Annotated in this window: 13 protein-coding genes; 1 reads left to right on the top strand and 12 read right to left on the bottom strand. The window is 70.8% G+C overall.

All coding sequences use genetic code 11. The annotated features are described in order from the left end of the window. Window positions 1-285: 285 nt before the first annotated feature. The 12 genes from GTY47_RS27685 to GTY47_RS27740 form a co-directional block, all read right to left on the bottom strand. Window positions 286-3,132 (bottom strand): DEAD/DEAH box helicase, encoded by a 2,847-nt coding sequence (locus tag GTY47_RS27685; protein WP_029181547.1) that lies wholly within the window; start codon window positions 3,130-3,132, stop codon window positions 286-288. Between the two features lie 56 nt (window positions 3,133-3,188). Continuing rightward, a complete protein-coding gene (locus GTY47_RS27690; protein ID WP_010045326.1) occupies window positions 3,189-4,079 on the bottom strand; it encodes a diacylglycerol kinase in 891 nt (296 codons plus the stop codon). A gap of 31 nt (window positions 4,080-4,110) precedes the next feature. Beyond that, window positions 4,111-5,073 (bottom strand): twin-arginine translocase subunit TatC, encoded by a 963-nt coding sequence (tatC, locus tag GTY47_RS27695; protein WP_010045328.1) that lies wholly within the window; start codon window positions 5,071-5,073, stop codon window positions 4,111-4,113. Window positions 5,074-5,120: 47 nt separating this feature from the next. Further along, window positions 5,121-5,402: a Sec-independent protein translocase subunit TatA gene (gene tatA / locus GTY47_RS27700; RefSeq protein WP_010045330.1), complete on the bottom strand. Its 282-nt coding sequence runs from the start codon at window positions 5,400-5,402 to the stop codon at window positions 5,121-5,123. Window positions 5,403-5,661: 259 nt separating this feature from the next. Next, window positions 5,662-5,856, bottom strand: coding sequence for a hypothetical protein (locus GTY47_RS27705; protein ID WP_010045332.1), 195 nt, complete (start codon window positions 5,854-5,856; stop codon window positions 5,662-5,664). Between the two features lie 45 nt (window positions 5,857-5,901). Further along, window positions 5,902-6,195 (bottom strand): hypothetical protein, encoded by a 294-nt coding sequence (locus GTY47_RS27710; RefSeq protein ID WP_010045333.1) that lies wholly within the window; start codon window positions 6,193-6,195, stop codon window positions 5,902-5,904. 100 nt (window positions 6,196-6,295) lie between these two features. Continuing rightward, a complete protein-coding gene (locus tag GTY47_RS27715) occupies window positions 6,296-7,375 on the bottom strand; it encodes a WYL domain-containing protein (protein ID WP_078602935.1) in 1,080 nt (359 codons plus the stop codon). Between the two features lie 18 nt (window positions 7,376-7,393). Further along, window positions 7,394-8,371, bottom strand: coding sequence for a WYL domain-containing protein (locus GTY47_RS27720; RefSeq protein WP_010045335.1), 978 nt, complete (start codon window positions 8,369-8,371; stop codon window positions 7,394-7,396). Window positions 8,372-8,500: 129 nt separating this feature from the next. Next, a complete protein-coding gene (locus GTY47_RS27725; RefSeq protein ID WP_010045336.1) occupies window positions 8,501-8,872 on the bottom strand; it encodes an FKBP-type peptidyl-prolyl cis-trans isomerase in 372 nt (123 codons plus the stop codon). Window positions 8,873-8,933: 61 nt separating this feature from the next. Beyond that, window positions 8,934-9,935: an FKBP-type peptidyl-prolyl cis-trans isomerase gene (locus GTY47_RS27730; RefSeq protein WP_010045337.1), complete on the bottom strand. Its 1,002-nt coding sequence runs from the start codon at window positions 9,933-9,935 to the stop codon at window positions 8,934-8,936. 130 nt (window positions 9,936-10,065) lie between these two features. Further along, window positions 10,066-11,427 (bottom strand): Pup--protein ligase, encoded by a 1,362-nt coding sequence (gene pafA, locus GTY47_RS27735; protein WP_010045340.1) that lies wholly within the window; start codon window positions 11,425-11,427, stop codon window positions 10,066-10,068. 9 nt (window positions 11,428-11,436) lie between these two features. Then, complete coding sequence (locus GTY47_RS27740) at window positions 11,437-12,696, bottom strand: MFS transporter (protein ID WP_010045342.1); 1,260 nt, start codon at window positions 12,694-12,696, stop codon at window positions 11,437-11,439. 46 nt (window positions 12,697-12,742) lie between these two features. Here GTY47_RS27740 and GTY47_RS27745 point away from each other — a divergent pair, with 46 nt between their 5' ends. Then, entirely contained in the window at window positions 12,743-13,801 is a 1,059-nt protein-coding gene (locus tag GTY47_RS27745; protein WP_086012575.1) for a LacI family DNA-binding transcriptional regulator, read from the top strand. Window positions 13,802-13,840: the final 39 nt, after the last annotated feature.

Here is a 13,840-nt window from a genome sequence, read left to right on the forward strand (position 1 = left end):
GGAACAAGCGCACGAATTCATCTCAAGCCGGTGCGCTGCGGGCGAGCTTAGTCCGACCGGATCATCGCCGTGTCATATTCAGCAACTGCCGGAAACCGGTCGCGAAGGGATAGTACGCTCAGTCGTTTACACGCTGCGACACCGTTCGAATACGACGCGTAACGACGAACGGGCATGCGAAAGCCCCTCACCTCAACAGGTGAGGGGCTTCGGCATCAACGCCCTTCTAAGGGGCGCGGGGAACTGCGCGAGCAACCACAACGAACCGGCACCCGCGCAACAAGCTCAGCCCACCGACGAGTAGGCGACCACACCCCGCAGCAGCAGATCGACGGCCTTACGGGCGTTCTTCACCACGGAAGACCCTTGCGGCGCAGCCGCCGCGATCTGCCCCAGCACATCGATGACCTGCTTGCACCACCGCACGAAGTCCCCCGCCGGCATCTCCGCCTCGCGCAGCACCTCGTCGAGCCCCTTCCCCGAGGCCCACATGTACGCGGCCCACGCGAACCCGAGGTCCGGCTCACGCTGCCCGACCCCTTCGGTCTGGCTGATCCGGAACTCCTCCTCCAGCGCGTCCAGCCGCCCCCAGATCCGCACCATCTCGCCCAGCGCGGCCTTGGCCCTGCCCGACGGCAGCTTCGGCGCCAGCGCGTCGTCCCCGACGCGCGCCTCGTACACCAACGCCGAGACACATCCGGCCAGTTCGGCCGGGCCGAGCCCCTCCCAGACACCCTCGCGCAGGCACTCGCTGGCGAGCAGGTCCAGCTCGCCGTACAGCCGCGCGAGCCGCTTGCCGTGCTCGGTGACCTCGTCGCCGCGCAGGTAGTCCATCTCGGTCAGCAGCGCCACGATCCGGTCGAACGTCCGCGCGATGGTGTTCGTTCGGCCCTCGATGCGCCGCTCCAGCTGCGAGGTGTCCCGCAGCAGCCGGTGGTAGCGCTCGGCCCAACGGGCGTGGTCCTCACGGTCGCTGCACCCGTGGCAGGGGTGCGCCCGCAGCGCGGTCCGCAGCCGGGCGATCTCCCGGTCGTCGGCCGCCTGGGAGCGCCGCTTGCGGTGCCGGTCGGCCGGGATGTGCCCGGCCTTGGTGCGCAGCGCGGACGCGAGGTCCCGACGGGACTGCGGGGAACGGGGGTTGAAGGACTTCGGGATCCGCATCCGCTCCAGCGGCTCGACCGGCACCGGGAAGTCGATGGCCGCCAGCCGCTTCACCTGCCGCTCGGCGGTCAGCACCAGCGGGCGCGGCCCGTCGTGGTGCTCGAATCCGCGGTGGCCGTTCGAACGGCCCGCGGGCAGGCCCGGGTCCAGCACCAACGCCAGGCCCGCGTACTTGCCGGTGGGCACGTGGATGACGTCACCGGGCTTCAGCTTCTCCAGCGCCACGGCGGCCTCGGCCCGCCGCTGCGCCGCGCCCTGCCGGGCCAGCTCGTTCTCCCGGTCCTTCAGTTCGCGGCGCAGCCGCGCGTACTCCTCGAAGTCACCGAGGTGGCAGGTCATGGAGGCCTTGTAACCCTCCAGGCCCTCCTCGTTGCGCTGCACCTGCCGGGAGATCCCGACCACCGACTTGTCCGCCTGGAACTGCGCGAAGGACGTCTCCAGCAGCTCCCGCGAGCGGTGCCGGCCGAACTGCTCGACCAGGTTGACCGCCATGTTGTACGACGGCTTGAAGCTGGAGCGCAGCGGATACGTGCGCGTGCCGGCCAGACCCGCCAGGTGCTCGGGGTTCATCCCGCGCTGCCACAGCACCACGGCGTGGCCCTCGACGTCGATGCCGCGCCGCCCGGCCCGCCCCGTCAGCTGTGTGAACTCGCCCGGGGTGATGTCCGCGTGCTGCTCGCCGTTCCACTTGACGAGCTTCTCCAGCACCACCGAACGGGCGGGCATGTTGATGCCGAGGGCGAGGGTCTCGGTCGCGAACACGGCCTTGACCAGGCCGCGTACGAACAGCTCCTCGACGACCTCCTTGAAGGTCGGCAGCATGCCCGCGTGGTGGGCGGCTATGCCGCGCTCCAGGCCTTCCAGCCACTCGTAGTAGCCGAGGACGTGCAGGTCCTCGGCCGGGATGGACGCCGTGCGCTCCTCGACGAGCGCGCGCACCTGCTCGCGCGCCTCCTCGTCGTTCAGCCGGAGGCCCGCGTACAGGCACTGCTGGACGGCGGCCTCGCAGGCGGCGCGGCTGAAGATGAAGGTGATGGCGGGCAACAGCCCCTCGGCGTCGAGCCGTTCGATGACCTCGGGCCGGCTCGGCGTCCACACCCGGGACCGCTGTCTGCGCTCACGCTCGCGGTCGGCCTCGCGCAGCCGGCCGCGCCGGCGGTCCTGGTACGACGGCCGGGTCGCCTCCATGCGTGCCATGCGCGTGAGGTCGGGGTTGACGGCCTTCTTGTGGCCCTCCCCCTCCTCGAACAGGTCGTACATCCGCCGCCCGGCCAGCACGTGCTGGAACAGCGGGACGGGCCGGTGCTCGGAGACGATCACCTCGGTGTCGCCGCGGACCGTGTCGAGCCAGTCGCCGAACTCCTCGGCGTTCGACACGGTCGCCGAGAGGGAGACGAGCGTGACCGACTCGGGGAGGTGGATGATCACCTCTTCCCAGACGGCGCCGCGGAACCGGTCGGAGAGGTAGTGCACCTCGTCCATGACCACGTGGCCGAGGCCCAGGAGCGTCTGCGAACCGGCGTACAGCATGTTCCGCAGCACCTCGGTGGTCATCACGACCACCGAGGCCTCGGAGTTGACGCTGTTGTCGCCGGTGAGCAGGCCCACCTTGTCCGTGCCGTAGCGGCGGCACAGGTCGGCGTACTTCTGGTTCGACAGCGCCTTGATGGGTGTCGTGTAGAAGCACTTCTTGCCCTGCTGGAGAGCGAGGTGGACGGCGAACTCGCCGACGATCGTCTTGCCGGATCCGGTGGGCGCGGCGACCAGGACGCCCTTCCCCGCCTCGAGTGCCTGGCAGGCCTCGATCTGGAAGGGGTCGAGGCCGAAGTCGTACATCTCGCGGAAGGAGGCGAGCGCGGTGGCCTGCTCGGCAGCACGCTTGCGGGCTGCCGCGTACCGCTCGGCCGGTGAGAGATCCTCTGTCATCGTGCTTTCGAGCGTACCGGGCCGCACTGACAACAGGACGATCATTATCCGGATCCGTTCCTGTGAAACCGGGGATCGGCGCAGCTCAGGGGCAGCGGGCCTCAGGGGCCGACGACCCGCACGCCCCCGCGCACGCAGCGCGCGCTCAGCGGCAGCGGGCCCAGCGGTTCCCCGTCCGCGTAACCGGTGATGCCCGCGGCGGCGATCTCGACCCGCGCCGCCCGCACCACGGTCACCTGCGGATGCTCGACGTGCGTCCCCCGGTACACCCGCGGAAACACCCGCAGCAGCGTCGTACGGTCGCAGTCCCCGACCACGGTGATGTCGAACAGTCCGTCGGTCAGGTCGGCGCCGGGGCAGATCCGCATGCCGCCGCCGTACGACGAGCCGTTGCCGACGGCGATGAGGGTCGCCTCGACCTCGCGGATCTCGCCGTCGTCGAGCCGGATCCGGTACGGGACGGGCCGGAACGCCGCGAGTTCGGCGATCATCGCGAGGTCGTACTTGAAGCGGCCGGACGGCCACCTCATGCGGTTGCCCCGGTCGTTGACCCGGGAGTCGAAGCCGGAGGCGAGGACCGTGCCGAACCAGCGGTCCCCCACCTGACCGAGGTCGATGTCGCGGAGCCGGCCGCACTTGAGGGCGTCGGCGATCATGCGCCCCGCGGCGGCCGGCTCGCGCACGGGCAGGCCGAGGGCGCGGGCGAAGTCGTTGCCGGTGCCGACGGCGACCAGGCCGAGCGGGGTGCCCGTGCCGGCGACCGCCCGCAGCGCGAGGTTGGCCATGCCGTCGCCGCCGACGGCTATCAGCGCCCCGGTGCCGCCCTCGACGGCGGCACGCGCGCGTGCGAGCGCGTCCTCGGCGTCCTCGCCGAGCACCGTACGGACCGAGAAACCGGCCGCCCGCAAAGCGGAAGCGGCCGGCTGCGCCGCGCGGGCGCCCCGGCCGCGACCCGCGGTGGGATTGACGAAGAGGGTGATCTCGCTGGTCACGCGACCGACCCTATGAGCTGCCTGCCGATCTTCAGGTCACGTCGTCATAACCGTTGACCCGGTCCGTGCGGTCTCCGCTCGCCTGCTCGGGCAGGGCGGCGCGGCTGGTGGTCACGGGCTCGATCTCGCCGATGTCCTCGGGCGTGAGGTCCAGCTCGGAGGCCTCGTCGTCGGCGGGGCCCAGGGCCTCGCGACGGCTGCGCCGGCGGTCGTTGATCAGGGAGAAGGCGACGGCGGCGAAGTACAGGATCCAGATCGGCGCCGCGAGGGCCAGCATGGTCAGGGGGTCGGTGCTGGGTGTGGCGACGGCCGCGAACACCGTGATGGCCATGATCATGCCGCGCCACCAGCCGAGCATGCGCTTACCGGTGAGCACCCCGGTGAGGTTGAGCATGACCAGCAGCAGGGGCAGCTCGAACGAGAGGCCGAAGACGAGCACCATCCGCATGACCAGGTCGAGCAGGTCGTCCAGCGGAAGGAGGTTGGACGTGCCGCCCGGGGTGAACTCGAGCAGCACCTTCGCCGTGGTGGGAAGGACCGTGTACGCGAAGTAGGCGCCGACGACGAACAGCGGGGCGCCCGTGCCGACGAAGGCGTAGGCGTACTTCTTCTCGTGCCGGTGCAGACCGGGCGCGACGAAGGCCCACAGCTGGTAGAGCCAGATCGGCGAGGCCAGCACGACACCGGCCATCAGGGACACCTTCAGCGCCAGCGTGAAGGGGGTGAGCAGGCCGTTGATGGTGATCTGCGCACACGGCTTCGAGCCGGGCTGCGACTTGGCCAGTTCCGCGAAGGTCTTGTCACAGCCGACCGAGTCGAGGATCGGCTTGGTGATCAAGTTGATGATGTCGTTGTAGAAGAAGGCGGCGAAGACCGTGACGACGACGATCGCCAGCATCGCCTTGGCGAGCCGGTTGCGGAGCTCGCGAAGGTGCTCCGCGAGGGGCATGCGCCCCTCGGGATCCCTCTCCTGCTTGCGGGCAGACTTCAGCAACCCACGTTCCCATCTCGTGCGGCGGGCCGGAGGTCACCGGCCCTGCGTCAGCGCTTGGTCGTGTCCGTCGGCTCGTTGACCGGGCGCGAGCTGGTCACGTCGCCGGGGGCGGCCTGGATGGTGCGCTGCGAGGGCTCGTCGTTGTTGGGCGGGCCGGCCGGGGTCGTGGACGACTTGCCTTCGTCCTTCATGGCCTTGGCCTCGCTCTTGAGGATGCGGGCCGACTTGCCGAGCGACCGAGCCATGTCCGGAAGCTTCTTCGCGCCGAACAGCAGGATGATGACGACGAGGATGAGAATGATCTCGGGGGCTCCGAGCCTTCCGAACATAAGTCTTTACCTTCTCACCGAGGCGGCTGTGGTGGGGTGCTGTCCGACCGGTCGGACATGTGTCCGAACGATCGTGTTGACAGCGATCGTAACGCTCAGGGGTAAACGTGGGGCAATCCCTCTGCATCCCCTGTGCGTACTCCCGTCCGCGGCCAGTGCCTCGTTAACCGGGCCGCGACCAGCAGAGTACCTGTCCGAACCACCGAGGTGACAGGGCGAAGTGTCCCGAAGCCGGACTCACAGCCGCCTGCCGGACAGCTCACAGGGCGTCCACGGACCGGGCCGTGCTCTCCGCCGCCCGTTCGAGGTCCTCCGCGGCCCGGTTGATCCGGCGCGCCGAGTCCGTGACCTGGCTGCCCAGGCGCTGTGCCTCGACGAAGACCCGCACGGCGAGCACCCCGAGCACGGCGAGACCCACGAATCCCATGGCAATCGCGAACATCGGCCAGAACATGACGCCGAGCCTAGACCCTCCTGACGGTCCGGATGCCCCGGCCCACTAGACGGTGGAGTGCAGCCGCAGGGTGCGCACGCCGCCGCCGGTGAGCAGTTCCACGATCCGCTCCCCCGCGGGCTTGCGGACGGAGGCGCCGCACTCCGGGCAGGTGAAGGAGTAGAAAGTCGTACGGCTCGTGGCGCCGATGGCGAGGCGCAGGGCGCCCGCGGTGAGCTCGAAGCGCTCCCGGCAGTCCGGGCAGCCCGCCCGGAACACCACCGGGGTCACGCTTCTCATCCCGGCGAACGCGGACTCCACCGTCATGCCCATCGCACCGGACGTCACCGACTCGCTCACAGCCCTGGCTCCTCTTTCTCGGGTCGTTCGCCTCCGGGGCGCCACGGCCGGTGTCGCGGGACGGCCGGGTCCGGCCGTCGACGCCGGTGGCACCCGCGGCTCACTCGCGTCTGCCGTCCGGCCCGTCCGCGACGGCGTGCACCGCACGCGGCCCATCCGCGTCGGCGGCCTCCGCCCCGCCGACCGCCGCCACGGCCTCGATCCCGTCGTACGCCGCCAGCGCCTCGCGGGCCGCCTGCCGGGCGCTGTCCGCCAGCTCGGGCGGCGACACGATGCGGCCGTCCCGCCCGAGCCGCAGCGCCAGGCGGCGCAGCGACGCCGGGTCGGGGGTCCGCAGAGTGATGCGCAGCCCGCCGTCGGCGAGCTCCTCCGCGCTGTCGTGCGGGTAGTACTCGGCGACCCAGCGACCGCCGGGCCCGACCTCGACCACGACCTCCGGGTCCTCGGCCGCGGGCTGCACCAGCGCCTCGGACAGGTCCCGCAGCTCGATCTCCGGTGGCGCCGACGGCTCGTCCAGGATCTTGATCTCGGCGACCCGGTCGAGCCGGAAGGTGCGGCGCGCCTCCGAGCGGCGGCACCAGGCCTCGACGTAGGTGTGCCCGACGCTGACCAGGCGGATCGGGTCGATCTCCCGCTCGGTGACCTCGTCGCGCGCGGGCGAGTAGTAGCGGATCCACAGCCGGCGGCGCTCGGCGATCGCCCGGTCGACGTCCGCGAAGACCCCGCCCTCGGACTCGAAGGTCACCGACAGCCGCGAGCTGGCGCCCGCCGCCTCGCCGGCCGCGGTCTCCACCTTGGCCGTCGCCCGCAGCAGCGCCTGCCGGTCGCTCTCGCGCAGCCCGGGCAGGGTGGCGACGGCCCGGGCCGCGACGAGCAGGGCGGTGGCCTCGTCGGCGGCGAGCCTGAGCGGCTCGGCCGCCTCCGCCGCGAGGGCGGCCGGGTTGTGCCACCAGATCCGCTCGCCGTCGGTGTCGATGTCGAGCAGGTCGCCGCCGCGGAAGCTGGTGCCGCACATGGGCAGCACGTCGAGGTCGGAGACCAGCTCGTCCTCGGTGATGCCGAAGGCGCGCGCGACGTCCTCGACCCGGGCCCCGGGGCGCTCCCTCAGATACGTCACCAGGGAGAGCATCCGTCTGGTCTGGTCGATGGCGTTCACGGGCCTGACCGGTTTGCCTGCCACTGTCTCGTCCGCTCCCCCTCAGCCCTTGGCCACGGCCCGCAGCCGGTCCACCACGTCGGCCCGCAGCTCCGCGGGCTCCAGGACGACCACGTCCGGCCCGAACTCCACCAGCCAGGCGTCCAGCCCGTGGCCGTACGGAATCTCCAACTCGTCCCAGCCGCCACCGAGTTCCCGAACCGAGGTGGCCTTCGCCCGAAGGGGGTAGCCCGCGGCCGAGCGCAGCCGGATCCGCGCCGAGCGGTCGGTGATCTCCCCCGCCCAGCTCGCGACGGTCTCACGGACGGTGACGACGTCCGGCACCGGAGCGGTGTACCGGCCGCCGCGCGAACGGACCTTGCCGGTGATCCGGGAGAGCCGGAAGACCCGCTCGGCGCCCCGGTCGCGGTCCCAGCCCGCCAGGTACCAGTGGCCCCGCCAGCACTCCAGAGCCCACGGCTCGACATGTCGCTGCTCGGGGTGGGCGGCAGTGGCCTTGCGGTAGTCGAACACGACGGGCCGGCGGTCCCGGCAGGCGAGCATCAGCGGCTCGAACGCCGCCTCGTGCACGGGGATGCGCGGCTCCAGCGCGCCGTGCGCCCCGTACGGGTCGACGTCCTCGGGGAGTCCCGCCGCGCGTAGCTTCTGGAGGGCGCCACTGGCGGCACCGGCGAGCCGGGCCTGCTGCCACACCTTGGCGGCGAGGCCGAGCGCGGCGGCCTCCTCGGCGTCCAGGGTGATGGGCGGGAGGCGGTTGCTGTCCCGGCGGGCCAGATAGCCGATCTCGCCGTCGAGGCTCTCGACGGTCTCGATGACCAGTCCCAGTTCGCGCAGGTCGTCCTTGTCGCGCTCGAACATGCGGTTGAAGGAGTCGTCGTTGCCTCCCGGGCCGTTGCCCGGCCCGAAGGCCTCGACGTAGGCCTCGATGGAGTCGCGCAGCTCACGCTTGCTGAGCGGCCGCCGCGTCCCGAGCAGACACAGCGCCAGATTCATCAGCCGCTCGGCCTTGGCAATGGCCATCGACGCCCTTCGCCTCCCTATGGTGCTTGACGACGACGACCGTACCGCCCCGCGGTGGCCCGGCAAAAGCCGAGGGCCCATGCCCGAACAGGCATGGGCCCCACGTGATCGAGTCTGTTCGGATCCTGCTCAGACCCCGAGCAGGTCGACCACGAAGATCAGCGTCTCGCCGGGCTTGATCAGAGGGGACGGGCTCTGATTGCCGTAGGCGAGGTGGGCGGGGATGGTCAGCTGGCGGCGGCCGCCGACCTTCATGCCCTGCACGCCCTGGTCCCAGCCCTTGATGACCCGGCCGCCACCCAGCGGGAAGCGGAACGGGGTGCCGCGGTTCCAGCTGGCGTCGAACTCCTCGCCGGTGCTGAAGGAGACACCCACGTAGTGCACGGTGACGGTCTGGCCGGCCTGCGCGACCGGGCCGTCACCCTCCCAGATGTCCTTGATCTCGAGGTCCGCCGGGGGCTCGCCGCCCGGGAAGTCGATCTCGGGCTTGTCGATGCTCACGTCTCTGGCTCCTGCTTGTCTGCGAAAAGGCGAACACGCACAGTCTTACATCCCACGCGCCTCACAGCTTCGCGAGGATGTCCACCGAGAAGACCAGCGTGGAGTCCTTCTTGATGCCGCTGCCCTGCGGCGGGTTGTCCCCGTAGCCCAGCTTCGGCGGGATGACGATGAGGACGCGGCTGCCGACCTTCTTGCCGGTCAGGCCCTGCGCCCAGCCCTTGACGACCTGCTGGAGCGAGAACGACACCAGTTGCTTGTTGGCGTACGACGAGTCGAACTCCTTGCCGCCGTCCCACAGCACGCCCTTGTACTGCACGAGGACGCTGTCCCCGGCGGCGACCTTGTCACCGTCGCCCTCCAGCACGTACTCCGCGACGAGCTTCTTCGGGGCCGCCGCCTTGGGCACCTCGATGGAGGGCGCCTTGCCGTCGGTGCCGGTGCCGACCTTGGGCAGGTCCGCGTTGTCCTGCGGGACCTCCTTGCCCTTGGCGGAGCTCTTGGCGTTGAACGTGTCCTGCACGTCGACGACGAAGACCAGGGTGTCGGTGCCCTTGATGCCCGCCTGCGGGTTGCCCTGCGAGCCGTAGCCCCAGGTGGGCGGGACGGCCATCTCGACACGGCTGCCGGCCTTCTTGCCGGCCAGCGCGTACCGCCAGCCGTCGATGATCTGGCCCTGGGCCAGCTGGATGGCCAGGCGGGCCTTGCGGTCGTAGGAGTTGTCGAAGACCTTGGCGGTGTTCCAGACCTGGCCCAGGTAGTGGGCGACGACGAAGTCGTTCTCCGCGATGGTCTTGCCGCTGCCCGCGACCAGCGTCTTCACCGCGAGCTGCTTCGACGGCTCCCCGCTGCCCTTGGCGATCGTCGGCTTCTCGTCGAACTTCGTGCCCGCGGTGACCGCCGGCAGCGGACCGTCGACGATCTTCGGCGGCGGGGCCGCGGACGGAGCCGACGCCGAGGGCGACGGGCTGTCGCTGGCCTTGCTCGAGTCGGACTTGTCGTCGCCGCATGCGGCGAGCGTGGCCAGTCCAGCGGGTACGGAGATGAGAAGTGAGCGTCGGCGCACTGTGGGGGCCTCGTAATCGATCGATCTCGTTGATGGCGTGCGCGCAACTCTACGGCGTGAGCAGGGCGCCGTACTTGTAACGTACGGCGCCCGTGTGGCGTTCCGGCGATTTCCCCGCCGGCGCATTTCCTCACATTCCGGCGATCAGCTTCTCCACCCGGTCGTCCACGGAACGGAACGGGTCCTTGCACAAGACGGTGCGCTGGGCCTGGTCGTTGAGCTTGAGGTGAACCCAGTCGACCGTGAAGTCACGGCGCTGTTCCTGGGCGCGCCGGATGAAGTCGCCGCGCAGCCGGGCCCGAGTGGTCTGCGGCGGAACGGACTTGCCCTCGAAGATCTTCAAGTCGTTGCAGACACGTGCTGCCTGCCCCTTCTTCTCGAGGAGGTAGTACAGGCCACGACGGCGGTGGATGTCGTGGTAGGCGAGGTCTATCTGCGCGACCCGCGGGTGCGACATGGTCATGTTGTTCTTGGCGCGGTACCGCTCGATGAGCTTGTACTTCATGACCCAGTCGATCTCGGTGCCGATGCGGTCGAGGTCCTCGGTCTCGATCGCGTCCAGGGTGCGGCCCCACAGTTCCAGGACCTGCTCCACGGTGCCGGTGCGGATGCCGCGGCGCTCGCAGAAGTCCACGGCCTTCTCGTAGTACTCGCGCTGCACCTCCAGGGCGGAGGCCTCGCGTCCGCTGGCCAGGCGGACCTTGCGGCGGCCGGTGATGTCGTGGCTGACCTCGCGGATCGCCCGGATCGGGTTCTCCAGGGTGAGGTCCCGCATCACCGTGCCCGCCTCGATCATGCGCAGTACCAGGTCGGTGGCGCCGACCTTGAGCAGCATGGTCGTCTCGGACATGTTGGAGTCGCCCACGATGACGTGCAGGCGGCGGTAGCGCTCGGCGTCCGCGTGCGGCTCGTCACGCGTGTTGATGATCGGCCGGGAGCGGGTCGTCGCCGAGGAGACGCCCTCCCAGATGTGCTCGGCCCGCTGGCTGACGCAGTACACGGCCCCGCGCGGCGTCTGCAGCACCTTGCCGGCGCCGCACAGCAACTGCCGCGTGACCAGGAACGGAATCAGAATGTCCGCGAGCCGCGAGAACTCCCCGTGCCGCGCCACGAGATAGTTCTCGTGGCATCCGTAGGAGTTGCCCGCCGAGTCGGTGTTGTTCTTGAAGAGGTAGACGTCGCCCGCGATTCCCTCCTCGTGCAGGCGTCGTTCGGCGTCCACCAGGAGTCCTTCGAGAATGCGCTCGCCCGCTTTGTCGTGGGTGACCAGTTCGATCACGTTGTCACATTCCGGTGTCGCGTATTCCGGATGTGAGCCCACGTCGAGATAGAGGCGGGCGCCGTTTCGCAGAAAGACATTGCTGCTGCGGCCCCATGACACGACACGGCGGAAGAGGTACCGCGCCACCTCGTCAGGAGACAGGCGGCGCTGTCCCCTGAACGTGCACGTGACGCCGTACTCGTTCTCCAGCCCGAAAATGCGGCGGTCCATGAGGGAACATTACGCCCGATCCCCTGAACTGAAACGGGGTTCGACGGCACGGTTTGGATCATTTTCCGAACCGGCGGCAACCACCGCTCCCCCACCGGGAGCTGCGAGTACCCGCCCCGTGGCGGTCAAAACCAGCAGGGAAACGCCACCCGCGGCACCCGGCAAGGCGAAGCCCCACAGGGCCCCGCCCGCCTCTACGACGGGTCCCGCGACGCCCGTTCCGACCGAGTGGCCCACGGTGAACGTCGTCACCAGCCAGGAGAACGCCTCGGTGACCGTGCCGCGCGGCGCGTGCCGGTCGACCAGGACGAACGCGCAGGCGATGGCCGGCGCGAGGAAGACCCCGGCGAGCGCGGTCAGCGCCACCATGGCCACCGCGTCCGGCATGAGCATCAGCGGCAGGTAACACACCACCAGAAGGGCCACCAGCACCCGCAGTCGCCGCGCGGGCTCACCGGCCCACTGCCGGGCCCCGTAGACGGCGCCGCCGACCAGCGCCCCGAACCCCAGGGCCGCCATCAGCCAGCCGTATACGACGTCACCGCCGTGCTCGTCCGCGTAGGGCACGGAGGCGACCGTGATGGACCCGAGCGCCATCCCGATGAACAGGAACGCCGCCAGCAGCGCCAGCAGCCCCGGCGAACGCAGCGCGCCCAGCCAGTGCGCCTCACGCGGCGCCGACCGCCAGGCACGCGAGGGCGGCGACACCACCACGGACAGCGCACCCAGCACCCCGACGCCGTTCAGCACGAGCAGCGCGGCCTGGGCGGACCACAGGGACACGCACAGCGTCACGAGCAGCGGCCCGACGGTGAACATCACCTCCTGGGCCACGGCGTCCATGGCGTACGCGGTGTGCACGTGCTCCTCCTTGCGGAGGACGGACGACCACAGGGCCCGCAGCCCGCCCTCGAGGGGCGGCGTGAAGAGCCCGGCACCGGCCACGGCGGCGTACGCGAGGGGCAGCGATCCGATCCCGCCGAGGGCGAAGACGGCCATGGAGAACGCGGAGAGGACGGCCGCCGGCAGCTGCACGCGCGGCTGCCCGCGCAGGTCCACGAGCCGGCCCAGCACCGGCTGCCCGACGGCGTTGGCCACGCCGTACACGCCCGCCAGCGCTCCCGCGAGGCTGTACGAGCCGCCTTCGGCCCGTACGAACAGCAGGATCGCGATGGCCGCCGTGGCGTTGGGCAGCCGGCCCACGAGCGTGCCGACGAGCAGCCGGGCGGCGTGTCGCGCCCGAAGGATCTCCAAGTACCCCGTGGCCATGTCCCCGCCCTAGGTTTTACGTATAACTTCGACTCCCATACGTACCATGGCCGCTGTTCACGAGTCCAGACGAAGGAGCGGGCCGACGGTGGCACGAGGCAGCACCCGACCCACGAGCCGGGACGTCGCCCAGGCCGCCGGCGTGTCCCAGGCGGCGGTCTCCCTGGTCCTCGGGGACAAGTGGCGCGGGCGTGTCTCGGAGACGACGGCGCAGCGGGTCCGCGAGGCCGCGCGCGATCTGGGCTACCGCCCGAACCTGGCCGCCCGCAATCTGCGCCTGGGCCGTACCCGCACGGTCCTCCTGGTGGTCCCGGCCCTGACCACGGAGTTCTTCGCCGGTGTCTACACGGGCGCCACCCGCGTCGCCGCCGAGCACGGCTTCGGCGTGGTCCTGTACCCCTCCCCCGAGGGCATCGGCCCCGCCCGGGACCCCTTCGCCTCGGCGCAGGCCGCGCTCGACGGCGTCATCGCGTCCTCCATGGCCGCGGACGCGCTGACCGCGATCCGCGGGGAGGCGCTGCCGCTGGTGATGCTGGACAGTGACCCGGCGGGCAGCCTGGGGGCGGCGACGGTGAACCTGGACATCGCCGACGGTGTCCGCCAGGTCGCGGAACACCTGCTGTCCCTGGGCCACCGCCGGTTCCTCCACCTGGCGGCGGACGTGCCGTCCTGGACCTTCGAGGTCCGTGCCCGGGAGCTGGCGGCTCGCCTGGCCGGGGTGCCCGGTACGTCCGTCCGTACGGCCCGCTCGCCGATCTCCATCGAGGGCGCGGTGGCCGCCGCAGAAACCGCCCTCTCGGGGCCCGGGCCCCGTCCCACGGCCGTGGTCTGCGACGACGACCAGCTGGCCGCCGGCACGTACAAGGCAGCTCGGCGACTGGGCCTGCGCGTCCCGGACGACCTGTCGGTCACCGGCCTGGACGATCTGGCCCTGGCCACGGCGATCGACCCCGAGCTGACGACGGTCCGCCTGGACGCCGAGTTGTTCGGTGAACGGGGTATGCGAGCGCTGCTGGCCGTCCTGGAGGGCCGTGAGCCCGAGGGCGGGGACATCCCGGTGAGTCTGGTGGTACGGGGCTCCACGGCACCGCCGGGACGGCCCTAGCGGCCGTTTGTGCCGGGGCCGGGTGGGTCCGCAACCCGG

Origin of the sequence: Streptomyces sp. SID5464, assembly GCF_009862985.1 — a bacterium.
GTDB classification, from domain to species: Bacteria; Actinomycetota; Actinomycetes; order Streptomycetales; family Streptomycetaceae; genus Streptomyces; species Streptomyces chartreusis_D.

What these genes read in the sequence shown, in the direction of transcription:
- GTY47_RS27685 (WP_029181547.1), bottom strand. Translation starts at nt 3,132, where the DNA reads ATGATCGTCCTGTTGTCAGTGCGGCCCGGTACGCTCGAAAGCACGATG.
- tatA (WP_010045330.1), bottom strand. Translation starts at nt 5,402, where the DNA reads ATGTTCGGAAGGCTCGGAGCCCCCGAGATCATTCTCATCCTCGTCGTC.
- GTY47_RS27705 (WP_010045332.1), bottom strand. Translation starts at nt 5,856, where the DNA reads ATGTTCTGGCCGATGTTCGCGATTGCCATGGGATTCGTGGGTCTCGCC.
- GTY47_RS27720 (WP_010045335.1), bottom strand. Translation starts at nt 8,371, where the DNA reads ATGGCCATTGCCAAGGCCGAGCGGCTGATGAATCTGGCGCTGTGTCTG.
- pafA (WP_010045340.1), bottom strand. Translation starts at nt 11,427, where the DNA reads ATGGACCGCCGCATTTTCGGGCTGGAGAACGAGTACGGCGTCACGTGC.
- GTY47_RS27740 (WP_010045342.1), bottom strand. Translation starts at nt 12,696, where the DNA reads ATGGCCACGGGGTACTTGGAGATCCTTCGGGCGCGACACGCCGCCCGG.
- GTY47_RS27745 (WP_086012575.1), top strand. Translation starts at nt 12,743, where the DNA reads ATGGCCGCTGTTCACGAGTCCAGACGAAGGAGCGGGCCGACGGTGGCA.